Genomic DNA, 24,734 nt, shown 5'->3' with positions numbered 1-24,734 from the left:
GTAAGCATGAGCCACAAGGCCGTCCACTACGTCACGAAGTCCGCTTCCGCGGCAGCTGGTTCGATCGGTACGGCAGCGGCAGCCGCGGCGAGTGCGGTGGCAGCGGTGACCGTGGCGGCGTCGATCGTCCTGAGCCCGGTGCCGGATGCGGCTTCGCGGATGGACGGCGTGCACGCCGATCTGCAGCGTGCGGTGGAGCTCAACCAAATCACGGCCGAACAAGCAGAAAAGTTTGAAGCGAAACTGGCTGGCCGGATCCTCGGAGAAGCCTGAAATACCGGCCATTCCGGCGTGTCCGCCCTCGATTAGATTCTTGGCCGGAAGTTCTGTAAGGTTATCTCTGCCTTCGGTTACCGGATCGAAAGAAACGGTCTCCGGAAGTGATCTTCTTTTGAAGTTCGGCAGATTACCCGAGCGGCCAAAGGGGGCTGACTGTAAATCAGCTGGCAACGCCTACGGGGGTTCGAATCCCTCATCTGCCACCCAAAGGGAAATCCCCGGAACCACTAGGTTCCGGGGATTTTTCGTATGATCAGGGGATAGGGCTGCCGCCGACGGCTGTGGATGTCGGGCCGAGCTTGTGCGGCTACCACCCACTTTGATTCAGCCAGCCGGGAGACACGCCGCAGACAACGGCGCGTCACCCGATAGGAGTGTTCAAAGTTGGTGGTGACGGTGGGGGCCAGCCGCCTAAAAAGGGGTTAGGCCGCAGGAGTCTCCAGCCAGTATCCGTCCATGTGGTGAACCAGCTGCCGGCCCAGACCGCCTTTGAGCTGTACCCAGAGTGTGCTGCGGTCATCGGTCATGCCGTCGATGCTTCCTTCGATGCGGTTGCCCCGGGCGTCCCGGAGTACGACGTCCTGGTGGCGGGCGAGGTCAGGCCAGACGTCTGCGTGCGGCTTGGTGCTTTGCAAAGTGCTCAAGGGGTCTCCCTGGTGATGAGTCGATGTTTCCGGGTTTCAGATATTGTGCACGGGATGGATGAACTGGCGGTAAACGTTTGTGCAATCGTTGGACATAAAGCGATGGATGTACTAACGCCTTTGGCGACACTGCGTCCACTATGCGGTCTGCCTATTCCCAGTGAAGTTACTCGCGGGTAACATTGCTCGCATGCATTTGCTTCTCCGCACCCTCATGCTGCTGTTCACCTCATCCAAGCGTTCACCCTTGGGTGCTTGGGAAACGTCCTCGCTGCCCCTGCGCGTTCTGCCGACGGACATCGACATCGCGATGCACGTGAACAACGGTATGTATTTCTCCTTGATGGACCTCGGCCGTTTCGACCTCATGGTTCGCAGCGGTATCTGGAAAAAGATGCGCCGACGCGGCTGGAGTCCCGTGGCTGCCGGAGAGACCATCGCTTTCCGCAAGTCATTGCAACTCTGGCAGCGCTACACCATCGAAACGCGCATCATCGGACTGGATACCAAAGCCATCTACTTTGAGCAGCGCATGGTGGTGGAGGGTGAGATCTACGCCCGCGCCCACATCGCAACCCGTTTGGTCAACAAGGGAAAGCCAGTGACGCAGGAGGAGATCATTGCTGAGTTCGGTGCGCCACCGGCTGATCTGGAATTGCCGGAGTGGATCCATGAATGGCGCGAAAACAATGCGCTCCCAGGAGCCCGTCGGCCAGCTCCGCACGTGTGGGCTTAGGGATAACTAAACGCCGACGTCCCGCCGCTGAAGTGCAACCGCGCCCAGTGCGATAAGCGCCGCGGAAATACCCAGCAGGCCCGCAGCCGCTCCCCAATCAGCACCGTTCGTCACGGGTGAATTGCCGTACGCCCAGTGGTACGGCGAAAGGTTCAGCAGCCAGTCGACGTCGGGACTTTGCCTCCCAACAGCGTTGAAGACATAGCCGAGGACGGCGACCGCGGCACCCGCCGCAATCGCATAAACCTTCCGCCCGGTCAGCGCACCTACGCACAGCGCCGCTGTTCCGCTCAGCAGTGCCAAAGCGGCAAACAGCACTACCGCACCGAAGAGATGCCCGACGTCGATATCCAGTTTCGAGGGCCCGTTCAGCACCAGCACCAGCAGGAAGACCAAGGCTGAGAGGATCGCGACGCGGACCACGAGTGCCAGGGCGCGTTCAAGGACCACCTGGATTCGGGTCACGCTATGGGCCAAGGTCAATTCCAACAGCCCAGACTCCTCGTCCCCGCCGACTGCCGCCGCGCCCCAACCGACGGAGGCCATGGACATCAGCAGGAAACCGATCAACCCGAAAAGGGTGGCCTGGGTATAGCCAGGTCCGGTGGCGATCTGGTCATAGTTCAGGGCCTTGGTCATCTCCTGGGGGAGTGCGTCGATCATTTGCTGCATTTGCGCGCTGCCGCCGATGGACGGATACAGCGGCAGGTACAGCATGATCGCGGCCGTCAGTCCCAAGGCCCACGCGAGGGTGGACCGCCACGAGTCAGTCAAGGCTTTCGTGAAGAGGGGGAGGAACTTAGACATGGTGTGCTCCTTCCGTGTGGCTCAGGGACGTGTGTCCATTTCCATTTCGTCCGTTTCCGCCGTGTCCGTTTCCGTTGCCCGCATAGTGCCCCGTGTAGAGAGTCAGCACGGCTTCCTCCAAATCCGGCTCCTCCAGGACGAGGTCTGTGAGGTTTAATCGGGCCAGCTCCTGCACCAGTGGCTGGACCTGCCCCGAGAGCGTCGCCGTTGCTTCGACGGCGGCTTCCGCTGCGCTGTCACCAGGAAGCTCCCGCAGCACAACGTTGGCGACGCCGGGCACCCGCGCCAGCAGCGCCCCGACGTCGTGCGTTTCTGCGCCCGCCGCGTTGAACCGCAACTGCCGTACGGCCGCGTTCCTCAAGGCCTCAACAGTGGAGATGGTCACGATGCCGCCGTCGCGAAGGATGGCTACGGCGTCGGCGGCCTGCTGGACCTCGCTCAGCACGTGTGAGCTGAGGAAGACCGTGGCGCCATCGTCCACCACTTCGCGGACCAGTGAATGGAATTCCTGTTGGACCAGGGGATCCAGGCCGCTGGTTGGTTCATCGAGCACCAGGAGCTCGGGGCGGTGCATGAACGCCTGCAGGAGGCCGAGCTTCTGCTTGTTCCCTTTGGAGAGCTTGCGGGTCTGCCGGTCCAAATCCAGGTCCAGCCGTTCTGCCAACTCGTTGACATATTTGGGCTGTACCGGGCCGCTGATGGCCTCGAAGTGCTCGAGCATGCGGCGGCCCGTGGTTCGGTTCTCCAAGTGGAGTTCACCGGGGAGGTAACCGATCCTGCGGCGCAGCCCGATTCCGGCGCGGCGCGGATCCTGGCCCAAGACTGAAATGGTCCCCGCGCTTGGCCGGATGATATCCAGCAGGCAGCGCATGGTGGTGGTTTTGCCCGCCCCGTTCGGTCCAATGACGCCGAAGACCGTTCCCGGTTCAACGGCGAAATCGAGTCCGTGGAGGACCTCGCGCTGGCCGAACTTCTTGCGCAACCCCTCGACGACGATTGCCTGGGTCACGGGGCATGCTCCCTTCCTTGGTTGATGGTGTCCTGCTGCAGGGCGTCGCGGGCCGAGTCCAGGAACCGCGAATCCGCATAGAAGCCGTTGGTGTAGATGTCCAGCGCAGGCACGGTCAATTGCCGCAGCAGTTCCGGTCCTATGCCGTGCGGTTCGGCTACATCTGCACCCAGCGCCCGTGAGAGGTGCCTGCCCAGCATGAGCATTGAGAGGCTGTTTGATGCAACGACGACGGCGGTGGACCGGACGTCGTCGAAGTCGCGGATGGTGCCGGCAGCGATTCCGGCCTCGATGATGTCCTGCGTCTGGCGCACCACGGCGTCGAAGAATGCGTCGCCGGCCTCGGATTCGTCACCCAGGGAGCGGCGAATGTAGGCGATTTCGTTGGCGTACTGGTCCGGGTGGTTGAGGTAGTCCTGGATCAATTGGCGTGCGGTGCCTGGGTCTGTTTTCTCCCTGCCCTGGCTGGCTGTCTGCGCGAGGACATGCTGGTCGCATGCTTCGCGCAGACCTGCCTTGCTGCCGAAATGGTGGATCACCAGCCCAGGGCTGACCCCTGCGGCAGAGGCGACCGCGCGGACGGTAGCAGGGCCGAAACCAGCGCGGCCGAACAGTCCAATGGCGGCATCACGGATGCGTGCACGGGTGGTTAAATCCTCTGCGGTTAAACGCATGTTTCATACACTAAACACTTGTTCAATCGCTGGCAAGAGGCAGGGATTCACTTCACGGATGCGAGGCTGCTTTGGGCGTATTTCGGAAGCTTCGCGGCTCGATTCAGGCGCCTGGCATCTGAATAATCCCAAGCTGCTGCATCAGCGCGAGGTCGTCGCGATCGGACCAATGCTCCACAATCCTGCCGTCCTGAATTCTGTGGATGGCAACGGCGGTTTCGTCCAGTTGGGCGCCTGTAGCAGCCAGCGGACCGGGCAGCTCGCCTTCGTGTCGACCATGGGCGGTCAGCCTGGTAACTACCTTGTCGCCTTCGCAGATCTGATCTTCAATAACATGATGTCCCGGCGTGGCCTGGAGGAAAATGCGGAAGGCCTCCTTCAGTCCCTCCCGTCCAGCCGAGAGCCCGGGGAAAGGAGGGTGATGGTCCAGGTAGTCTTCAGCAACCAGATCGTCCATCGCTTCGATGTTGCCGGCATCGATCGCTTCGTAGAAGCGCCTAACCAGCGCTTTGTTATCCTCAGGCTCCACGTTCATTCCCTTCATTGAATGCGTGGCTGCCGGGCAAGAACTGGTCGGGCAAGAACTGGTCAGAGCAGGCAACGCAACCCGTCCCCAAGTCACCATGGGAGGCCAGTCTAGGACGAAGGATCCGGCGATGACAGGGGTTCCCATGACTCAGCGGAACGATGCCCGCCGGCCGGGGAACATAACGATGTGACACCAAACGCTGCGTCGTCGCTGCCTGAAGTGCCGCCGTCGAAGATACTGGCTTGACTGTCTTCGTGGGGGAGCAGTGACGGGGCCTTTGGGTCCGACGATGCAGGGGTAGATAAGTGGGTTGTGCGGGGTCGGCTTCGTGGTCGAAGAAAAGCAAAATCGCCCGGTCAGCGGCGGCGCTGTTGTTGGTCCTTGGCCTGCTTGGAACAGTGGTACCGGCGCAAGCGTTCCCGTCGGCGAGCATCAAGTTTCAGACTTCCACTCCTCCCGTCACAGGCGCCATCGGGCAGCTTTACGGCACCAGCACTTGGGCCCGAAGCGTTCTGATCCGGCCCACGGCAGCGGAGGAATGCTCCAGCACCGGTTGCGTGCAACGGTTCGTCGGTGGCGATATCGCTTGGTCTGCCCGTACGGGAGCCCGTGTGGTGGTCAATGGGCCGGTCCGCACCGCATGGTGGGACGCCAATGGTCCTGCTGGCTATCACGGCTATCCCACGACAGACACTGTAAGCGGCCTGCGCAATGGGGGTTCCAAGCAACTCTTCGAAAGAGGAGCGATCAGTTTCTCGGCAGCTACTGGTGCCCAACGCACCACGGGGTCCATCCATTTGGCGTGGGGGAGGGCGGGCTTTGAGGCTGGTTTCCTCGGGTACCCGGCCGGCAGTGAACGCACCGGACTGCCCGAGGGCGGTGCCTACCAGGTCTTCGAGCGCGGCTTTATTGTGTGGTCCCCGGCGACTGGGGCACATCCCTCCATGGGCGCCATACGTGAGCGCTGGCGCCAATCCGGGCTGGAAAGCGGTGAGTTTGGCTATCCCACTACGGATGAAGCGACTGGACTGCGTAATGGCGGCTCATCACAGCAGTACCAGCACGGAACCATGATCTGGTCCCCCGCCACCGGAGCGAGGGCCCTGACGGGAGCCATCCGTGGCTACTGGTCCGCGACGGGAGGCCAGAACGGTGCCTTGGGATATCCGGTCAGCGAGGAATACCGGCAAAACGACTTCGTCTACCAACTCTTCCAGGGCGGCACGGTCTACTGGTCGGCGGCCACTGGTGCGCATTCAACCACCCATGGCGACGTCCACAACCGCTACGTCTCCCTGGGTGGAGCTGCCGGCCAATTGGGCTTGCCCCTCACGGACAAGCTTCCGCGGGCCGGGGGTCTGGTGCAGCAGTTCGTCAACGGTTGGCTTGTTTGGGGGCCTGCAACGGGAGCGCGGATTGTGGGGCACCCCACATACAAAGTGTGGTCCATCAATCCGGGCGAGTTCGGCTGGCCGGTGCGCGATACCTGGTCCGATGCCCGGGGCTCCCACGTCGCCTTCCAAAAGTTGGAAACCATCTGGAACGATTCCACGCAGGAGCTGTATTCAGCTGAAGCAGTGGACGCCTCCACGGTGGTCTTCCTTGGCGACTCGCAGCTGGACCTCGACTCATGGGGTGAACAGGGCGCCCGCACCGCTGGCTATACCCGACAAGTGGTCCGAAGCATTGGCGGCATCGGATACGTTTCGGGAAGTCCTGCCGTAGGCGGCAATTCGGCGACGGATGCCGTGCTCCTGGACCGGATTCTTTTGCCCCAAGGAAACCCCGGACTGGTGGTGGTGACTCTTGGTGGAAACGACGCCCGGATTCTTGCCACCGATGCCGCGATCCTGTCCCAGGCCAACCGACTGTGGGATGAACTGCGCCGCAAATATCCCCGCAGCACCATCCTCATCACGGGGGTTATCTCCCGCTACGACGCCAGCCATTTCCAGCGCCGATGGGTGGACGGGCTCTTGACACGCGAAGCTGCTGTCCGGGGCTGGCCACGCATCTCGATGGCCGGGACCGCAACTATTGCTGGGGCCACCTGGAATTATCTTGATGACGTCCACTTAAACCAGACCGGACACAACAAGGTGGCCCCGCTCTACGCGTCCGCGCTCAAGTACGTCCTGGGCAAGTAGCCGTTTATTCCCGGTGACGCGGGAAGCGAACAATGCCCCTCTCCACGGGACTTAGCGAGCGGGGTCGCGTACCGTGGAAACATGGCTACAGTTGACATCACTGGAGAACAGTTCGCATCGACCATCGAGGGCAATGACATTGTCCTGGTGGATTTCTGGGCCGCCTGGTGCGCCCCGTGCCGCCAGTTTGCGCCCACCTATGGGGCAGCTTCTGAGAAGCACCCGGACGTGGTCTTCGCGAAAGTGGACACCGAGGCTGAGCAGCAGCTCGCCGCCGAAGCCGGGATTACGTCCATCCCGACGCTCATGGCCTTCCGCGAGAAAGTGCTTGTCTTCTCGCAGCCGGGTGCCCTCAACGGCCCGCAGCTGGAGCAGGTCATCGAGGCCGTGAAGGGCCTGGACATGAAAGAAGTCCACGCCCACGTGGCCAAGGCGCGTGCCGAGGCCCAGGAAAGCTAGACCCGCCCGGCGAAACCGCCGGAACAGCATCGAGGTCGCCGGAAAATTCCGGCGACCTCGATGCTTTAATGCGTTCCCGCAGTTTTGCGGCGATTTCGCTGAGCTGGTGTGGGGAGCTGAGCCAGGGCTGGGAGAGGCTAGAGCCGTTCGAGCTTGACCGGCTCAGCCAGCAAGGCGCTGAGGGACTCGTTCAGGTCCTGCACTGCAATGCCCTTGGAGTGCTTCTCCAAGGCCTCTTCCGATTCCCAGCGCTCTGTGAGCACCAGCTTCTCCTCACTGGCTTCGGTCAGTTCATAACGGATGCAGCCGGGCTCGTTGACGACCTCGTCGATCGCGATTTCCAAGGCGAGCTTCACGCGGAAGAATTCGCCGTCGTTGGGGATGAACGTGGCCTGCAGGTCGATGGGTGCACTCATGGATCCAACCCTACCGGGAGGACACGGAGCCGATTGTCCACTTTACGGTTCTGTTGCGCGCACTGTCTTGGTAGCGTTCGGTCATGTTGTCCTACACCGACGGAGACACTGACGTCCCGCTGCTCGAAGAGACCATCGGTGCCAATTTTGAACGCATCGCAGCGCAGTTTCCGCTCAGGGACGCGCTGATAGAAGCCGCTGCCACGCCAGGCGGGGATGCCCGTCGGTGGAGCTACGAAAAGCTTAACGACGACGTCGATCACCTCGCCCGCGCGCTCCTCGCCCTCGGGGTGGAGAAAGGCGAGCGCATCGGCATCTGGAGCCCGAACTGTGCCGAGTGGACCATCCTGCAGTACGCCACGGCAAAGATCGGGGCCGTGCTGGTCAACGTCAACCCGGCTTATCGCAGGCACGAATTGGAATTCGTGGTCAAGCAGAACGGTATGCGGATGCTCGTGGCTGCGCCCTCCGATAAGAACAGCGATTACGTGGGCATGGCCAGGGAAACTGCAGGCACTTGCCCCGAACTCAGGGAGATCGTCTTTCTCCCCGGAGAACCGGTTGCGGGGCTCACCCCGGGTGTCCCCCAGGCCGGCCACGAACTGACGTATGCCGAGCTCCTGACCCGGGCGGACGGCGTCGGGCCTTCTGCAGTACGGGACCGTATGGCCGAACTGGATCCGCATGATCCCATCAACCTTCAATACACATCGGGCACCACGGGCTTCCCGAAGGGTGCGACCCTCACGCACCACAACATCCTCAACAACGGTCACTCGATCGGCCGCCTCCTGGGCTACACGGAACATGACCGCGTGGTGATTCCAGTGCCTTTCTACCACTGCTTCGGAATGGTGATCGGGAACCTGAATGCCCTGAGTTTCGGGGCGGCAACCATCATCCCAAGCAGGGGATTCAGCCCAGCGGCGGCCTTGGAAGCCGTGCAGGACTTTGGCGGCACGTCGCTTTATGGCGTGCCCACCATGTTCATTGCCGAACTCGCGCTGCCCGACTTTGCCACGTTCGATCTCTCCACGCTCAGGACGGGTGTCATGGCGGGGTCGTTGTGCCCCATTGAGGTGATGCGCCGGGTCATCGATGAGATGCACATGGTGGATGTTGCCATTTGCTATGGCATGACCGAGACTTCGCCGGTGTCCACCATGACCCGGGCGGGGGACACTTTGGAGCACCGGACCAGCACAGTGGGCAGGACCATGCCGCACCTTGAGAGCCGGATTGTGGACCCGGGTACAGGTGAAGTGGTGGAGCGCGGCGTCATCGGTGAGCTGTGCACGCGCGGCTACGCGGTGATGCAGGGCTACTGGGGCCAGCCGGACAAGACCGCCGAGGCCATTGACTCCGAGGGCTGGATGCATACCGGCGACCTCGCCCGCATGGACGAGGATGGGTATCTGGTGATCGAAGGCCGGATTAAGGACATGGTGATTCGTGGTGGCGAGAACATTTATCCCCGCGAGATTGAGGAGTTCCTGTATCTGCATCCGTCCATCCAGGACGTGCAGGTGATCGGGGTTCCGGACGCTAAATACGGCGAGGAACTCATGGCCTGCATCATCCTCAAACCGGGGGCGGAAACCCTGACCGCGGAGGACATCGCCGAGTACTGCAGGGGCAAGCTGGCGCACTACAAGATTCCGAAATACGTGGATGTCCGCGAGAGTTTCCCGATGACCGTCTCGGGCAAAGTTCGGAAGGTGGACATGCGCCAGGAAGCGGTCTCCCGCCTGCACCTCTAAAGCAACGCGGGGTCACTTATGGCCCATGTTGACGCCTTTAAAGGGCCAAAAGTGACCCCGCGTTGCCTCGGCAGTAGGTGGACCTGTGGATAACTCAATTTCCTAGGCCTCCAGCCGACAGACTGGAGTGCATGGTTCGCATCAATCCTTTGCCGGACGGGCTCGACGCTCGGCCCTTCACCGTCTATGAGTCCCGCGCCTTGGGCGTCGCGACCAAACGCCTGAGAGCCAAGGACCTGGCCGACGGCGGTCGGCTGATTTATCTGCCAACGGGACGTGAGATTGAATTGCTGGAACGGGCGAGGGTTCTGGCCGCCGCAACACCGGGCGCCTGGGTTTCGCATGAGACTGCTGCCCTTTTGACCGGGCTGGGGCTTCCGCCTTGGATGGGCAACGAGGAGACAATCCATCTCAGCAAGCCACATCAACTACCGCGCGTTCGCCGGACCGGAGTAATAGGTCACAGAGTTCGGGTTTTCCCTGGCGAGGTTGTGAATTATCAGGGAGTCCCGGTCTCGGTGCGGCCCCGGACCTGGCTGGACCTAGCCACGGAATTGCCTCTTCCCTATGTCATTGCGATGGGCGATCAGCTGATCCGTCGCCCTCGGCCAGCTTTCGAATCACGGTCCGAACCCTATGCTTACCCATCCGGTCTTCGGCTGTTGATTCGACAACACCCTAATCTCCAAGGGGTGGAAAAGGCCCGCCTGGCACTGGACGAAATGAGGGTGGGCGCAGATTCGTATCCAGAAACATTCCTGCGTTTGGCCATGCGGGATTCCGGCCTGCCGGAGCCGGAACTACAGCTGCAGTTGGACCCCTTGGATCCGCTATCACCCAGGGCCGACCTCGGGTACCGGCGGTTTCGCATCGCAGTACAGTACGACGGCGCCCATCACCTGACACGTGAACAGCAGTCCAGGGATAACCGCCGCGACGAGGCATTTCTCAGCGCTGGCTGGTCCTATGTCAAGGTCAATGCAGACGACCTTGCCGAAGGTTTCGCCGGAGTGATCTCCAGGATCAAGAATGCGAAGCTCCGCGCAATGTAGAGCAACGCGGAGTCACTTATGGCCCTTTGGCGGAGCAAACATGGGCCACAAGTGACTCCGCGTTGCTTTAGTGGGCGCGGTGGTCCTGGACGGTCATCCTTGGCCCGAAAGTGGGCTTGCGGAAGCCGCTCAGGTAGAGCATGCGGACCAGGCGCTGCCTTTGTCCCCGCCAAGGTTCCAGCAACTCCAGCATGCCGGCGTCGTCAATCTTCCGTCCCAGCAACGCGTAGCCCACATAAGAGGCCAGGTGGTAGTCGCCCACGGAAATCGAGTCCGGGCAGCCGTGGGTCCGTTGGACCACTTCTGCAGCAGTCCACACTCCGATTCCCGGAATGGTCTGCAGTTTGGCTCCGGCACGGGCTGGGTCAAGGCCAGCCAAACGTTCAAGCGCGACGGCGGATTGCAGCGCCCGCATCACCGTTGCCGAGCGTTGTGGCCCGACTCCCGCCTTATGCCACTCCCAGGATGGAACGGCCAACCATTGCCGCGCCGTGGGAGGCACGAGGAGCCCATCGGGGGCCTTGCCCGGCGCGCGTGTTCCGAACCGGTACATCAAGTACCGGTAGCCTCGCCTTGCCTCCAAGGTGGTGACCTTTTGCTCCAGAATGGTGGGCACCAGCGAGTCAACCAGCCGCCCAGTGGAGGGTAGCCGCAGTGCCAGGTTGCGGCGTCGTGCTTCAGTGACCAGGCGGGGGAGCGTTGCATGGAAGCCGGGTTCGTCAAACGCGGACCAGTCGTCGTCCGCGCCGAGGAGGCGGGGAACGCCGACGATGGCGTCCTCCGCCCCGGGCCCCCAGGCCTGGGCGTCAACGAACGTATCCTCGCCCACTCCAGCCGCCGAGAGCCGCAGGGTCACAGACCCCGAAGGAGTGGTGAAGGCCATCCAGAAACCGTTGGGATGGGCCGCGAAAGAGGGGTCGGCATTGCCCCGCATCAGGGGAAACATGGTTTGGTCGAGCCTGTAGGAGGCGCCGGGGTGCCATCGTACGGAAGCGTCTGCCGCGGCCGCAACAAGGGGCGGGGCATCTGCGATGGTCATGTTTTCATGGTCCCACGGCTGGCTGACAATTCACTCCTGTAAGCCTCTTACGGCGGCTGCCTCACGGGTCTAGACTCCCTGATGTGGCGCGGGTGGGCCGCGTCCGAACCGCAAAATCCAGGAGCGCAAACCATGGCCGGAATAGTGCATTTTGAGATTCCCACGGATGACAACGAGAGGGCCAACACTTTTTACCAAAGTGCTTTCGGCTGGAATCTCAGCCCTATGCAGGAGATGGATTACACGATCGCGATCACGACTCCGTCCGATGAACAGACTGGCAGGCCCAGCGAACCCGGAGCCATCAACGGCGCGCTGTTTCCACGCACGGAGAACCTGAAAACTCCCATCCTCACAGTCGACGTGGACGATGTGGATGCTGCCCTCAGCCAGGTGGAATCCGCTGGCGGCTCCATCGTTCAAGGTAAGGACGCCGTCCCCGGCATGGGCTGGTACGCCTACTTCAAGGACACCGAGGGCAACATCCTGGGCCTCTGGCAGACCGACGACTCTGCCGGGAAGTGATACACAGCAAGTGAGGCACGGCGGGGCGGACTACGGGCAGGCGGTAACTTTGTACCTATGAAGTACGCCCAGTCCGTGTTGGACCTCATCGGCAATACGCCGCTCATCAAGCTCAACCACGTAACGGACGGGATCAAAGCCACCGTCCTGGTCAAGCTCGAGTACGTCAACCCCGGCGGGTCCATCAAGGATCGCATCGCCGTGAAGATGATCGAAGAGGCGGAAAAGGACGGGCGGCTGCAGCCGGGCGGAACCATCGTTGAACCGACGTCGGGGAACACCGGCGTGGGACTGGCGCTCGTAGCCCAACAAAAGGGCTACAAGTGCGTCTTCGTGGTGCCGGACAAAGTCGGCGAGGACAAACGTGCGGTCTTGGCAGCTTATGGCGCCGAAGTTGTGGTGACACCCACAGCAGTCGCCCCCGACAGCCCGCAAAGTTATTACAGCGTCTCAGATCGCCTGGTCAAGGAAATTCCCGGGGCCTTCAAGCCGGACCAGTTCTCCAACCCCGCAGCCCCAGGCAGCCACTTCGAGTCAACGGGCCCGGAGATCTGGCGCGATACTGACGGCAAGGTGACGCACGTCGTCATCGGCGCGGGAACGGGCGGCACCATCACAGGCACGGGCCCCTTCCTTAAGGAAGTCTCGGCCGACAGGCCCGGGTCCGACGGCGGCCGGGTCAAGGTCATCGGCGCAGACCCCGAAGGTTCTGTGTACTCAGGCGGCACGGGACGCCCGTACTTCGTTGAGGGCGTTGGCGAGGACATGTGGCCCGCCAATTACGACAAAACCGTGCCGGACCAGGTCATCGCAGTGTCTGATGCCGATTCGTTCGCCATGACCCGCCGCCTGGCACGCGAAGAGGGCCTCCTGGTGGGCGGCTCCTCCGGCATGGCCGTGGTCGCTGCCTTGGAGGCTGCCAAGGACCTGGACGAGTCCGCGGTCGTTGTGGTGATCCTCCCCGATTCCGGCCGCGGCTATCTTGCCAAGATCTTCAACGATCAATGGATGCGCTCTTACGGCTTCCTTTCCGGCGGCGAAGAGTCCTCCGTGGGCGAGGTACTGAAGTCCAAGACAGGCGAGATGCCGGACCTGGTCCACATCCACCCGAACGAGACCGTTCGAGACGTCATCAACATCATGAACGAGTTCGGCGTCTCACACATCCCTGTCCTCTCGCAGGAACCGCCTGTGGTCATGGGCGAGGTCCTGGGTGCAGTTGATGAGCGCAGCCTCACCACCAAGCTGTTCCGCGGCGAAGCCAAACTCACGGACAAGATCGCCGAACACATGGGGGAGCGCCTGCCCGTTATCGGATCGCTGGAGACCATCTCCGCGGCGCGTGAGCTGTTGTCCGACGTTGATACTGTCATGGTCACGTTCGTTGGGGCGCCCGTGGGCATCCTGACCCGCCACGACCTCCTGGCCTACCTGAGCAACTGAGCGCGACGCGCCCACTTCCAACCGTTGAACACTGAAAGAGGAGTTTCCATGTCCGTCAACAACAACGCCGGGTTCAACACGAGGGCCGTCCACGCCGGCCAGGCCTTCGAACCCCGGACAGGCGCTGTAGTGCCACCTCTGCACTTCAGCTCAACCTACGCGCAGGACGGAATTGGCGGCCTGCGTTCAGGCTACGAATACGGCCGCGGCGGCAACCCCACGCGTGACTCCCTGCAGGAGCAGCTGGCAGCCCTTGAGGGTGGTTCGGCCGCGTTCTCGTTCGGCTCTGGCCTTGCTGCCGAAGACTCGCTGATCCGCGCTGTGGCGCGTCCTGGGGACCACATCGTCCTGGGCAACGACGCCTACGGTGGTACTTACCGCCTCATCAACCGCGTGCTCGGCGACTGGGGCATCGGCAACACCCCCGTGGACATGTCCGATCTCGATGCTGTGGCACGTGCCGTTGGAGCGAACAAGACGCGCATGGTGTGGGTGGAAACCCCGTCCAACCCCATGATGAAGATCACTGACATCGCGGCGCTCGCCGAAGTAGCGCACGACGCCGGTGCCCTCCTGGTGGTCGACAACACCTTCGCGTCTCCCTACTTGCAGACCCCGCTGGACCTGGGTGCCGACGTCGTGATCCACTCCACCACGAAGTACATCGGTGGCCACTCGGACGTGGTGGGCGGCGCGATCGTGGTCAACGACGCTGAACTTGCCGAGAAGATCGGTTTCATCCAGTTCGCTGTTGGTGCCGTTTCGGGACCGATGGATGCTTTCCTCACCACGCGAGGCCTCAAGACCCTGGGCGTGCGGATGGACCGGCACAGCGAGAACGGCCAAGCTGTAGCCGAATGGTTGCTGCAGCGTCCCGAAGTTGAAGCCGTGCTGTACCCGGGCCTCCCGGACCACCCCGGCCACGAACTCGCTGCGAAGCAGATGAAGAAGTTCGGCGGCATGGTCTCAGTCCAGTTCAAGGGCGGTGAGGCGGCTGCCCGTACCGTTGCCGAATCCACCTCGATCTTCACGCTGGCCGAATCTCTGGGCGGAATCGAGTCCCTCATGAACTACCCCTCAGAGATGACACACGCCTCCGTCAAGGGGACAGAACTGGCCGTTCCCGTGAACCTCCTGCGCCTCTCTTGTGGCATTGAGGAATCCGAGGATCTGATCGCGGACCTTGAGCAGGCCTTCGCCAAGATCAGCAACGGCTGACACTGTGGCTTCTTCTTCACCCACGTTTGTTTCGGCTGCCCAGCGCGGCTGGATCCTGACCGTCGCAGGCGTGCTGACCCTCGCCGTCGCTGTTTGGTTCCTCTACACGGACTACCAGCCGTTCCTGAACGATTTCGAGGTCTACTTCTACGGCGGTGGCAAGGTTCTCCAGGGCGGGGACCTGTATGCCGTGCGCGACGGCCTTCCATTTACTTACCCGCCTTTCGCGGCCTTGCTCTTTGCCGGTCTGGCAGCAATGGGTTTCTTTGCCAGCAGCATGGTCTTCATCATCGCGGCCCTGGCAGGTGCCGCAGTGGTGGCTGCCTGGTTGGCACGCCACTATTTCGGCCTGAAGACGTGGCGTTCAGCATTCGCCGACTATCGCTTCAGGACCACGGCTTTGGTGGGAACAGGAGCCATCCTGCTCCTGGGTCCCTGGCGGGATACGTTCGTTTTCGGCCAGATCAACATCATCCTGATGGGCGTGATCCTGGCGGACTTCGCGCTCTACGGTAAGGCGCGGGCGGGCCTCATCCGGTGGCCCGCAGGACTCTTGATCGGTCTGACTGCCGGTGTGAAGCTCACGCCGCTGGCGTTCGGCCTGTATTTCCTGGTCCGCCGCGACTTCAAGGCGCTGGCGTGGATGGCCGCTGGATTCTTCGGATCCATCGCGGTCGCGTGGGCCATCCTGCCGCAAGCATCCCTGGCATTCTGGACCCAGATCCTCCCCGATACCGGGCGCATCGGCGGCCCGGCCTACGTGGACAACCTGTCGGTCAAGGGACTGCTCCTGCATTTCGGCATGCCGGATTCCGCCCTCACCAGCGTGGTGTGGTTGATTCTTTCCCTGGCACTCGCGGCGCTTGCAGCGTTGGTCATTAAGTGGGCCGTGGACGTGGATGAAAACTTCATCGCCGTCTCGGCCACTGCCATCCTGATGCTCCTGGTCAGCCCCGTCTCCTGGTCCCACCACTGGGTCTGGGTGGCGGTAGCCCTGCCGAGCATGGCCTTCGCGATGCATCGGGTGCCGTCCCGCAGCGGGCGGATGCGCACGGCGGGATGGATCATCGTGGCCTGCTCCACGATTGCCTTCTATATGACGCCAAAGAACCTTGCCGTCTGGGCAGGCGCTGCCGAGTGGGGCAAGGACCCCCAGACGCAATGGCAACTGATGGTGTCAAGCCTGGGTGTGGTGTGCGGAATTGCGCTGCTGGCCTACTGGGCGCTGGCTTACCGGCCCTCGCGCACGGGCCTCGTTGCTGCCGAGATGCGCGCCGGGCACGTGGGTTCCCACGCTTGGCGCCGCTGAATCCCGCCCTTGTTCGCCCCCCTCACCGTTCTGCGGTATGTGAGACGAACAAGAGCAGTATTCTTCAGAGCGACGGAGGGTCGGCTCAGCCCGAGATACCTTCCCGGCCGTCTTCCTCACGGCCGGTCAGGCGCCTGCGGAAGGTAGCGTCATCGGGTGAGGTGACCTGAAGGTCGTACCAACCCTGCAAGGTTTCCCAACCGATCTTCCTGGTCTGCCCCGGCTTGAGCTTCACCGTGTCATTGCCGTCCGCATACTGCAGGGACTCAATGCGAAGCGTGACGGTTGCCGTGCCGTCGTTGCGTAACTCCAGCTCCACGGCCTGGTTGCCGCGCCGACCGTTCACGGTGAGATCGACGCCGGCCGCGGCACCCGCCGTCGAGCCTTTCAGCTCGTAGTGGTAGCGGTTTGGACCGGTGACGACGACGTCGAATTCGCCGGAGGGAACGGGCAGCTCCACCTTCTGGCTCCCCAGAACGTCCACGTGCCGGGGTTCGGTGACTTCGCCCTTGTAGCCATAAATGGTGAAGTGGGTTGAGCGCGCGCCGCTGTTGGCCAGCGCCAAAGTGATTTTTCCTGGCTGAACCGCGGCCGATACCTGGGGTCTATATGGCAATGGACGGGCCGGGCGGCTTCCGGGTTCTTGGATGGGTGCCACCTGGACCGCCGGAGGGTTCGGCCGCCACCTGCTGATCTTGGCAGGTACAGCGCCCGGGTGGTCCAAAACCGGGGGAGTCCCCGGGGATTCGAAGTTGAAGACGCCCGTCAGGTCCCCACAGACATCACGGCGCCAGGGCGAGATGTTCGGCTCTTGGACCCCCGTCCAGCGCTCCAGGAAGCGGAGCACGGAGGTGTGGTCGAAGACCTCGGAGCTGACATAGCCGCCCACGGTCCAGGGGGAAACGATGGTCATGGGGACGCGAGGGCCCAGACCAATGGGCCGTGCCGTGGTCCAGTCAGTGGATTCCCCGGACTCCGGGCGCGGCTGGACCGGCGGCGGGACGTGATCGAAGTAGCCATCGTTCTCGTCAAAGTTCAGGAAGATCGCGGTGGTGTCCCACGTATCAGGGTTACTGGCCACGGTGTCCAGCAGCCTGTACACGAAGTTTGCGCTGCCCACCGGCGTGGATGCGCCCGGGTGTTCCGAATCCGCTGCCGAGGGAACCAGCCAGCTGACTTGTGGCAAAGTACCGTCGCTGATGTTCGTGCCTAGCCGCTGGAGAAGCGTGTTGGGTCGCCCACGCCACATTGCTTTGTCGAAGAGGGCTTTCTCGGACTCGCTGAGCGTCGCCCGGCCTTGCTCCAGTTGGGCAAGGAGACGGTCCTGCTCAGCGGGGGTCTTGCCGGCCAGCTTGTCGTAGAACTCCTCGGTGGTGTTGAGGTTGCCCTCCACCGATCCCAGCATCTTCCTGCCGATTGTCTTGAAGGTTTGGAAGTATTCCACAGCATTGTCCGTGAAATTGTCCCAGTCCTGATAGATCTTCCAGGAAATCCCTGACTGCTCCAGGCGCTCCGGGTAGGTGGTCCAGTCGTAGCCTCCGTGGGTGTAGCCGTAGGCCGCGTTGGTCACCGCGCGCTTGCTGCTTCCTGGCTCGTTGCCTGTGGTGCCGCTCCAGAGATAGTTGCGGTTGGGGTTAGTGGATCCGTTGACGGAGCAGTGGTAGGCATCGCAGATGGTGAAGGTGTCCGCGAGTTCGTACTGCAGTGGAATGTCAGCCCGCTCGTAGAACGTCATGGTGGATGCGCTCTTGGCAGGAACCCACTTATCGCACCAGCCGTTGTTCCACGCCGTGGTAGTGCCGGCGAAGGAATGGTCAAGATCACCAAGGTACTGAATGTCTGAGCCGGGGCGGCCGGCCAGCTCCGCTGCCTTGCGGAGGGAGAACGGCAGGACGGTTTCTCCTGTAGCCCTGGGTTGTTCGAACATCGACTTCCCGTTGGGCAGGCGCGTCACGGACTTGTCCCCGTAGCCCCGGACGCCGCGCAATGAGCCGAAGTAGTGATCGAAGGAGCGGTTTTCCTGCATCAGCACAATCACGTGCTTGATGGATTGCAGGTTTCCAGGCGGGACGGGCTTTGCCATTGCTGCCTGCACAGATGGAGGCAGCAATGAGCCGGTGGCCGCAAGCGCCGTCGCTGCGGCCGCCGTGCCGAGGAAGCCGCGTCGGGACAATCCGGATGCGCTGATGGAACGATTAACCCGATCAGGGGTATTCGAGGACATTCAGGGTGCCTTTCGTGGTCAGAGTTGACGCAGCCAGCCTAGGTAGGACGGGTAAACCAGTGATGAAACTACGGCAAACCAGCGGGTGCGCCGAGGGGGTGGACCATTACGCCGAGCGTAGCTTTCTTTAGAAAAGTCAGGTAGCTTGTCCACATGCCTTTGCGATCTGACTGGTCCGCCCGCACGTGCAGCCTGGCGCGCGGCCTCGACGTCCTCGGCGATCCATGGGGAAGCTTGGTCCTGCGCGAGATTTTCTTCGGAAACGGTCGCTTCGAAGCCATCAAGGAGCGACTGGAAGTCGCGGACAACGTTCTCAGCAAACGTCTGGCATGGCTGCTCGAGGACGGGCTGTTGGGCCAACGTCCTTATGAGGATGGTGCCCGGACACGCCAGGAATACGTGCTGACACCCAAGGGTGAGGATGCTCTTCCCGTCCTCAATGCCATCATCATCTGGGCAGAGAAACACTTGGACGCGCCCAACGAGGTGTCCCATATGAAGGTCGTTCACACTGACTGCGGACAAATCACGGCGTCGGCAGACACGTGCACGCATTGTGGCGTTCACCTGACAGCTGCCAACACGAGCTGGCACAGCTTCACACGCAGTGACCATCCCCTGCCCCTGGCCATAGCACCCGTACCAACTACTTCCCCTGAAACGGAGATCTCCGCATGACCGCTCCCGATGTCACAGGAACTCCGACCACCACAGCAGGCGTCCCCACTGGCAAAGCCCCCAAACCCGGCCAACGATCCAGCCGAAAACTTCACCCGGCCTGGATTGTAGCCGCCGTAGCTTTCCTCGCCCTGGTTGGGGCCGCCGGCTTCAGGGCCGCGCCCGGAGTGCTGATGGTTCCGCTACAACAGGAATTCGGCTGGTCCACCACAGTCTTGTCCTTGGCGGTGAGCATCAACCTCGTCCTGTTCGGGCTGACGGCCCCCTTCGCCGCTGCCTTAATGGAACGCTTCGGCATACGCAAAGTCACCTCGCTCGCGCTTTGCCTGATCGGTCTGGGCTCAGCGCTAACGGTGTTCGTCAACCAGTCCTGGCAGATCCTGCTCACCTGGGGCGTGCTGATTGGCCTGGGAACGGGATCCATGGCCCTCGTCTTTGCAGCGACCATCGCAAACACGTGGTTCGCCAAAAGTCGCGGCCTGGTGATCGGCATCCTGACCGCCGGCAGCGCCGCCGGGCAGCTCGTCTTCCTGCCCTTCATCGCCGCCCTTGCCCAGAACCCGGGGTGGCGGGGAGCGTCATTGCTCATCGCTGCCGGTGCGCTCGCTGTGGTACCGCTGGTCCTGCGGTGGCTGCGGAACTCACCTGCCGACGTCGGGGTGTTGCCTTATGGTGCGGAAGCACCCGCGGCCGGTACCGCCGGCTCAAAGACCACGACGGCGGGCGTTCCCGTTGCGCCGCTAGGGAGCGGCTCCGAAACAGTCAAGCCGGATTCGGCGAACGCGGCTGTCCGGGCGTTGCAGGTCCTCAAACGTGCCAGCAAAGTCCGCACTTTCTGGGCGCTGGCGGCGGGCTTCGCCATCTGCGGCGCCACGACCAACGGGCTCATCGGCACGCACTTCATTCCCTCCGCGCACGATCACGGCATGCCGGAAACCACGGCGGCGGGCTTGCTGGCCGTCGTCGGGATCTTCGACATCGTGGGGACCATCGCGTCCGGGTGGCTGACGGACCGCTTCAACCCAAAGGTCCTGCTGGCGGTCTACTACCAGTTCCGGGGAATCGGCCTTCTGGTGCTGCCGCTGCTGCTGGGCTCATCCGTGGAACCCAGCATGATCATCTTCGTCGTTGTCTACGGCCTGGACTGGGTAGCTACTGTGCCCCCGACGGCAGCCATCTGCCGCTCGGTATTCGGCGCCGATGGCTCAGTGGTTTTCGGCTGGGTGTTCGCGGCCCATCAGCTCGGAGCGGCGGCCGCCGCGCTGGCTGCCGGGTTCATCCGCGATGCCACCGGACACTACAACTACGCCTGGTTGGGTGCGGCAGCCATGTGCACGGTAGCTGCAGTGATCAGTGCAACCATCCGCAAGGATTCAGCGAAGAAGCAACCCGCCACAGTTTCCGCCTGACCCGGACTAGCCCGCCGCCCCAGCCCAACTAGGTAGCAGTTGAGCGCGTTTTGAGCCGTGAGAACGCGCTTAATTGCGACTTACTTGGGTGCTCAGCCCCGGAACGCGGCGATCCCCGTGATGTGCTGCCCAAGGATCAGGGTGTGAACCTCGTCAGTGCCTTCATAGGTGCGCACTGATTCAAGGTTGTTGGCGTGGCGCAGCGGCGAATAATCCAGCGTCACGCCGTTGCCGCCCAGGATGGTGCGGGCCTCCCGGGCGATCTTGATGGCCTCCCGGACGTTGTTGAGCTTGCCCAGGGAGATCTGCTGGGGCTGAAGGTGTCCGGCGTCTTTCAGGCGGCCGAGGTGGAGGGCGAGCATGGTGCCCTTCTGGATCTCGAGGAGCATGTTCACCAGCTTCTCCTGCGTCAGCTGGTATCCAGCCAGTGGGCGCCCGAACTGGAGTCGGCTGCCGGAATATTCCAAGGCGGCCTCATAGGAGTCGCGGGCCGCCCCCATGGCTCCCCACGCAATGCCGTAGCGGGCTTCGTTCAGGCAGGAGAACGGTCCACGAAGTCCTATGGCACCCGGGAGGATTGCCTCCGGACCCAGCCTTACGTCGTCGAACTTGATGTCGCATTGGACTGATGCGCGCATGGAGAGCTTCGGCTCGATCGGCGTGGCCGTGACGCCCGGCGTGCCCGCCGGTACCAGGAAGCCGCGGATGCCGGCCGCGTTATCCTCCGTTTGGGCCCACACCACCATGACGTCGGCAATTGAGGCGAGTCCGATCCAGCGCTTGGCGCCGTTGAGGACCCAGCCGTCGGAGGTCTCACGAGCGAAAGTAGTCATCGACGACGGGTCCGAACCCGCCGTCGGCTCCGTCAACGCAAAGCAGCCGATCAGTTCGCCGGCAGCCATCCGTGGCAGCCACTGTTCTTTCTGCTCCTCCGAGCCCCACTTGTGAATGGCCGTCATGGCGAGCGAGCCCTGCACCGAGACAAAGGTGCGGATACCGGAATCGCTGGCCTCCAGCTCCATGGCTGCCAGGCCATATTCGACGGCGGTCCGGCCGGGGCAGCCGTAGCCCTCCAGATGCATTCCCAGGACGCCGAGCTCGCCCAACTCGGGCGCGATCTCCTGCGGGAAAACTGCGTCCTCATACCAGCGCGCGATGTTCGGCCGGATCCGCTGGGCGGTGTAATCCCGAACCTTCTCGCGCAGAGCCAGTTCTTCGCTGGTCAAGAGGGAATCGAGGGCCAGCACATCCGAGGTGTTCATCGTTGAATCGCTCATTCCAGCATCCTAAGCGGCTGGATGCCCGCACGAGGCAGACGCCCCGCGCCCCTCCGCCGCGTCAGGCGCAACCGGCAGCTGGGACGGGCGCAACCATCAGCCGGATCGGCGCCGCCGGGCGTTTAAGTAGTATGTATTCGGGGACCACTGGGTTCCCCACTGCACATTGAAAATATTGGGGGACAAAGACATGGCACTGCCCGGCGTCGATTTACAAGCTAAGGCGGATACCGGGAAGGCTATGTCCACCACTTCACGGGCACTGCATTGGCTCCCGTGGGCGCTCGTGATGTGGCCCGTGTGGCTGATGCTTGCTGAGTGGAGCAAGCAGGGCCTGGACTTCAGTGTGTACTGGTTCGGCGGAAGCATCCTCAACGACGCCGGCGCCTCGCCTTCGGACCTGTACGGTCCAAGCGTTGCCGCGGCCGGCGGACCGGAACTTCCCTTTACGTATCCACCGTTCGCGGCGCTCATCTTCGGGCTGCTGGCACTCTGGCCCCAACCCGCCGCTCTCATGCTGTTCAACGTGGCCGGAGTGGCCATTGCCGCCTGGGTTGCCGCCACGATTGTGAAGTATTGGGCCTCCAAGCACGACTGGCGCACTGCGTTGTCATCCGGCCGCAGCCGCTGGATTGCCGGGGCCCTGGTCCTGGCTGTCCTGTTCCTCGGCCCATGGCGTGAGACGTTGGCGTTCGGCCAGATCAACATCCTGCTCATGGGTTTGATGGCTGTCGACTTGCTTGGCCCGGCCGGTCGTCGGGGCGTCCGTGGCAGCGGCTTACTGGTGGGCATAGCGGCCGGTATCAAGCTAACGCCCCTAGTCTTTGGCCTGTACTTCCTGATGCGCAAGGATTGGCGTGGACTGGCCAACATGTCCATTGGTTTCGCCGGCACCGTCCTCCTGGCATGGGTGGTTCGGCCCGCTGAGTCCCTGCAGTTCTGGCTGGAAATACTCCCTGACACGTCCCGGATCGGCGGCGCCGGCTACGTGGACAACCTCTCGATCAAGGGCGCATTGCTGCACTTCGGCGTGCCGCAGGATTCAGTAACCGTTCCCTGGCTCGCGCTCAGCCTCGCCACGGTTGTGCTCGCGGCCTTCCTGATCCGTGCGGCCAGTGCCCAAGGAGCCCGGGTCATTGCAATGTCGACGACGGCACTCGCCATGCTGCTCATCAGTCCGGTCTCGTGGTCCCACCATTGGGTCTGGATGGCTGTGGTCCTGCCGGCATTCGCCTGGACCATCAAGGAAACTCCTGGCAGGTACATGGCGCAGAGAACTGTGATGACCGCTGTGCTGGCACTTTCCACGCTGGTCTTCTTCTATTCGCCAAAGACCATCGGCACGGCGCTGGGTGCCGCAGACCTGAACGTCCAGACGCCAGGGCTCTGGATCATGGCATCAAGTGCAGGAGTGTTCTGCGCCGTGGGGATCCTGGTCTGCTGGCTCATCGCGCTGCGGCGGGATGCTGTCCAGATTGAGGTCCCTGACATTCCCACCCGGCTGCATCAGTGGACCGCAGCGCGACGCTAAACCCTACTCGCCGCTTACGCGCGCCTACTCGCCCCGTACCACCCCGGCGTCGGCCCGCTCCCCAGTGAAGAAGCCACGCGTGGCAGGTGCGAAACGGCACACGATGGCCAGCACCACGCCCAGGAGCAGAAGCAGGACCCCACTGACAAAGGCTCCGCCGATTCCAAAGATCTGGGTGTCTCCATACTCCGGATCCCACATTTGCACCGCCGAAATAAAGAACGCCACCGTCAGCGACACCGCCCCCAGGATGGGCAGGATGCCACGGAACCACAGGTTGCGGGCGGAATCCCGAAGCGTTGAGCGGAAGAACCATACGCACGAGAAACCGGTCAGGGCGTAGTAGAACGCGATGAACAGGCTGATGGCGCTGATGGAGTCCGCCAGCAGGTCCTCGCTGAGGAAGCTCATGGCCACGAAGTACACCACGGCAGCCACGCCCATGACCTGGGTTGAGAAACCCGGTGTCTGGAACCGTTCGTGGACCTTGCCAAAACGCGCCGGCAGGGCACCGTGCACGCCCATGGACAGCGTCCCCCGGGCTGTGGGGAGGATGGTGGTCTGTGTTGACGACAGTACGGATGCAAGCACGGCCACCACGATCAGCCAACCCCACGGGCCCAGCACTACATCCTTCATGGCAAGGAAGACGTCATCCTGGTTCGCTTCATTGCCCAGGCCGATGCCTTCGGTCCCGACACTCGCGTACATCATCACCAGCAGTGCAACGGAAACGTAGATTGCCACCAGGACGAACGCCGAGATGACGGCACCACGGCCCGGAGTCTTCGCAGGGTTTTCAGTCTCTTCGTTCAGGGCCAGGCACGTGTCCCAGCCCCAGTAGATGAACAGGGCCAGCAGGACCCCATGAACCACGGCGCTGGGATCGGCGAAGGCACCCGCGGGGTTGAACCACTCAAGGTCGAAAGGCTGGATAGTGCCGTCACTGCCGGGAACCCCAGCTGCAATTCGAACAATAATGGCCACTGCAAAGATGCCCAGTGAAATGTACTGGATGTAGGTCAGGGTCCGCTGGACGTGCTCGCCCAGCCGAATGCCGCGGTGATTGACGTAGGTCATGAACGCGATGAACAGGACCCCGGTGGCGGTAACCAGCCAGGTGTTGTCGGCCAGGGAACCGTCGCCGATCAGCAACCACAGATACTTCCCGGCAATTTGCGCCAGGTTGGCGAGGACTACGATGCCGGCCAGTGCCACGCCCCAGCCGCCAAGCCAGGCCGCCCACGGACCAAAGGCCTTTCGTGCCCAGAAGAACGTGGTGCCACAGTCAGGGAGTGCACTGTTCAATTCGCGGAAGGCATAGGCGATGAAGAGCACTGGAATGAAGGCAAGAACCAGGATCAGGGGAGTGTAGTTGCCGTTGACGGCAACAATGAGCCCCAGCGTAGCGGCGAGCGAATACACAGGCGCGGTGGATGCCAAACCCAGCATGACGGAGTCGCCAAGGTCCAGGATTCCTGCATGGAGGCCTTTGGAAGGTACGACGGCGGTACGGTCGCCGCCCGCTGAACCGCCGTCCGGCGTCGAGGTTTCAGTGCTCATGGTTTT

Annotated in this window: 23 protein-coding genes and 1 tRNA gene; 14 read left to right on the top strand and 10 right to left on the bottom strand. The window is 62.5% G+C overall.

The genetic code is table 11. The features are described from left to right. The first annotated feature begins 6 nt into the window (after positions 1 to 6). Together VUN82_18970 and VUN82_18965 are read left to right on the top strand one after the other, a co-directional pair. On the top strand, positions 7 to 273 hold the full coding sequence (locus VUN82_18970) for a hypothetical protein (GenBank protein XAS71145.1): 267 nt from the start codon (positions 7 to 9) through the stop codon (positions 271 to 273). Between the two features lie 127 nt (positions 274 to 400). Beyond that, positions 401 to 482 (top strand) — tRNA-Tyr (locus VUN82_18965). 219 nt (positions 483 to 701) lie between these two features. Here VUN82_18965 and VUN82_18960 read toward each other — a convergent pair. Continuing rightward, positions 702 to 923, bottom strand: coding sequence for a hypothetical protein (locus VUN82_18960; protein XAS71144.1), 222 nt, complete (start codon positions 921 to 923; stop codon positions 702 to 704). 190 nt (positions 924 to 1,113) lie between these two features. Between VUN82_18960 and VUN82_18955 the strand changes: the two genes are divergently transcribed. Then, complete coding sequence (locus VUN82_18955) at positions 1,114 to 1,659, top strand: acyl-CoA thioesterase (GenBank protein XAS71143.1); 546 nt, start codon at positions 1,114 to 1,116, stop codon at positions 1,657 to 1,659. A gap of 6 nt (positions 1,660 to 1,665) precedes the next feature. On the opposite strand, the gene VUN82_18950 is transcribed toward VUN82_18955, so the two are convergent. From VUN82_18950 to VUN82_18935, 4 genes are all read right to left on the bottom strand, one after another. After that, complete coding sequence (locus VUN82_18950) at positions 1,666 to 2,466, bottom strand: ABC transporter permease subunit (GenBank protein ID XAS71142.1); 801 nt, start codon at positions 2,464 to 2,466, stop codon at positions 1,666 to 1,668. Beyond that, positions 2,459 to 3,475 carry an ABC transporter ATP-binding protein gene (locus tag VUN82_18945; GenBank protein XAS71141.1) on the bottom strand — a complete coding sequence of 339 codons (1,017 nt, stop codon included), beginning with the start codon at positions 3,473 to 3,475 and terminating at the stop codon, positions 2,459 to 2,461. Before VUN82_18945 ends, VUN82_18950 begins: the two co-directional genes overlap by 8 nt. Continuing rightward, on the bottom strand, positions 3,472 to 4,149 hold the full coding sequence (locus tag VUN82_18940) for a TetR family transcriptional regulator (GenBank protein ID XAS71140.1): 678 nt from the start codon (positions 4,147 to 4,149) through the stop codon (positions 3,472 to 3,474). The genes VUN82_18945 and VUN82_18940 overlap by 4 nt, the downstream gene beginning before the upstream one ends. Positions 4,150 to 4,252: 103 nt before the next feature. After that, positions 4,253 to 4,678, bottom strand: a complete 426-nt coding sequence (locus tag VUN82_18935) for an ester cyclase (protein ID XAS71139.1) — start codon at positions 4,676 to 4,678, stop codon at positions 4,253 to 4,255. A gap of 305 nt (positions 4,679 to 4,983) precedes the next feature. On the opposite strand from VUN82_18935, the gene VUN82_18930 reads away from it, so the two are divergent. Both VUN82_18930 and VUN82_18925 read left to right on the top strand, forming a co-directional pair. Continuing rightward, a complete protein-coding gene (locus VUN82_18930; GenBank protein XAS71138.1) occupies positions 4,984 to 6,825 on the top strand; it encodes a GDSL-type esterase/lipase family protein in 1,842 nt (613 codons plus the stop codon). 81 nt (positions 6,826 to 6,906) lie between these two features. After that, complete coding sequence (locus VUN82_18925) at positions 6,907 to 7,284, top strand: thioredoxin family protein (GenBank protein XAS71137.1); 378 nt, start codon at positions 6,907 to 6,909, stop codon at positions 7,282 to 7,284. Positions 7,285 to 7,421: 137 nt separating this feature from the next. Here the strand turns inward: VUN82_18925 and VUN82_18920 are convergent, their stop codons facing one another. Next, the gene (locus VUN82_18920; protein ID XAS71136.1) at positions 7,422 to 7,700 is read right to left on the bottom strand and encodes an antibiotic biosynthesis monooxygenase; all 279 of its coding nucleotides are present in this window, start codon (positions 7,698 to 7,700) and stop codon (positions 7,422 to 7,424) included. Between the two features lie 83 nt (positions 7,701 to 7,783). Between VUN82_18920 and VUN82_18915 the strand changes: the two genes are divergently transcribed. Together VUN82_18915 and VUN82_18910 are read left to right on the top strand one after the other, a co-directional pair. After that, a complete protein-coding gene (locus VUN82_18915) occupies positions 7,784 to 9,460 on the top strand; it encodes an AMP-binding protein (protein XAS71135.1) in 1,677 nt (558 codons plus the stop codon). A gap of 131 nt (positions 9,461 to 9,591) precedes the next feature. After that, positions 9,592 to 10,512, top strand: coding sequence for a hypothetical protein (locus VUN82_18910; GenBank protein ID XAS71134.1), 921 nt, complete (start codon positions 9,592 to 9,594; stop codon positions 10,510 to 10,512). A gap of 67 nt (positions 10,513 to 10,579) precedes the next feature. On the opposite strand, the gene VUN82_18905 is transcribed toward VUN82_18910, so the two are convergent. Continuing rightward, entirely contained in the window at positions 10,580 to 11,551 is a 972-nt protein-coding gene (locus tag VUN82_18905; GenBank protein ID XAS71133.1) for a 3-methyladenine DNA glycosylase, read from the bottom strand. A gap of 132 nt (positions 11,552 to 11,683) precedes the next feature. Here VUN82_18905 and VUN82_18900 point away from each other — a divergent pair, with 132 nt between their 5' ends. The 4 genes from VUN82_18900 to VUN82_18885 are packed head-to-tail and all read left to right on the top strand — an operon-like array spanning position 11,684 to position 16,046. Continuing rightward, positions 11,684 to 12,076 carry a VOC family protein gene (locus VUN82_18900; protein ID XAS71132.1) on the top strand — a complete coding sequence of 131 codons (393 nt, stop codon included), beginning with the start codon at positions 11,684 to 11,686 and terminating at the stop codon, positions 12,074 to 12,076. Between the two features lie 57 nt (positions 12,077 to 12,133). Then, entirely contained in the window at positions 12,134 to 13,519 is a 1,386-nt protein-coding gene (locus VUN82_18895; protein ID XAS71131.1) for a cystathionine beta-synthase, read from the top strand. 48 nt (positions 13,520 to 13,567) lie between these two features. Continuing rightward, a complete protein-coding gene (locus tag VUN82_18890; protein ID XAS71130.1) occupies positions 13,568 to 14,737 on the top strand; it encodes a cystathionine gamma-synthase in 1,170 nt (389 codons plus the stop codon). Between the two features lie 4 nt (positions 14,738 to 14,741). Next, positions 14,742 to 16,046 (top strand): glycosyltransferase 87 family protein, encoded by a 1,305-nt coding sequence (locus VUN82_18885; GenBank protein ID XAS71129.1) that lies wholly within the window; start codon positions 14,742 to 14,744, stop codon positions 16,044 to 16,046. 85 nt (positions 16,047 to 16,131) lie between these two features. On the opposite strand, the gene VUN82_18880 is transcribed toward VUN82_18885, so the two are convergent. Next, a complete protein-coding gene (locus tag VUN82_18880) occupies positions 16,132 to 18,270 on the bottom strand; it encodes a phospholipase C, phosphocholine-specific (protein XAS71128.1) in 2,139 nt (712 codons plus the stop codon). A 153-nt stretch (positions 18,271 to 18,423) separates the two neighbouring features. On the opposite strand from VUN82_18880, the gene VUN82_18875 reads away from it, so the two are divergent. Together VUN82_18875 and VUN82_18870 are read left to right on the top strand one after the other, a co-directional pair. Continuing rightward, complete coding sequence (locus VUN82_18875) at positions 18,424 to 18,948, top strand: helix-turn-helix domain-containing protein (GenBank protein ID XAS71127.1); 525 nt, start codon at positions 18,424 to 18,426, stop codon at positions 18,946 to 18,948. Beyond that, on the top strand, positions 18,945 to 20,357 hold the full coding sequence (locus tag VUN82_18870) for an MFS transporter (GenBank protein XAS71126.1): 1,413 nt from the start codon (positions 18,945 to 18,947) through the stop codon (positions 20,355 to 20,357). The genes VUN82_18875 and VUN82_18870 overlap by 4 nt, the downstream gene beginning before the upstream one ends. A 92-nt stretch (positions 20,358 to 20,449) precedes the next feature. Here the strand turns inward: VUN82_18870 and VUN82_18865 are convergent, their stop codons facing one another. Then, complete coding sequence (locus VUN82_18865) at positions 20,450 to 21,634, bottom strand: acyl-CoA dehydrogenase family protein (protein XAS71125.1); 1,185 nt, start codon at positions 21,632 to 21,634, stop codon at positions 20,450 to 20,452. A 241-nt stretch (positions 21,635 to 21,875) separates the two neighbouring features. Between VUN82_18865 and VUN82_18860 the strand changes: the two genes are divergently transcribed. After that, a complete protein-coding gene (locus VUN82_18860) occupies positions 21,876 to 23,165 on the top strand; it encodes a glycosyltransferase 87 family protein (GenBank protein XAS71124.1) in 1,290 nt (429 codons plus the stop codon). A 24-nt stretch (positions 23,166 to 23,189) separates the two neighbouring features. On the opposite strand, the gene VUN82_18855 is transcribed toward VUN82_18860, so the two are convergent. Next, a complete protein-coding gene (locus VUN82_18855; protein XAS71123.1) occupies positions 23,190 to 24,728 on the bottom strand; it encodes an APC family permease in 1,539 nt (512 codons plus the stop codon). Positions 24,729 to 24,734 lie beyond the last annotated feature (6 nt).

The sequence above is a fragment of the Micrococcaceae bacterium Sec5.1 genome (assembly GCA_039636795.1).
In the GTDB taxonomy this organism is placed as follows: domain Bacteria; phylum Actinomycetota; class Actinomycetes; order Actinomycetales; family Micrococcaceae; genus Arthrobacter.
The sequence above is the reverse complement of the archived record's forward strand: the minus strand, read 5'-3'. Positions and strand labels throughout refer to the sequence as shown.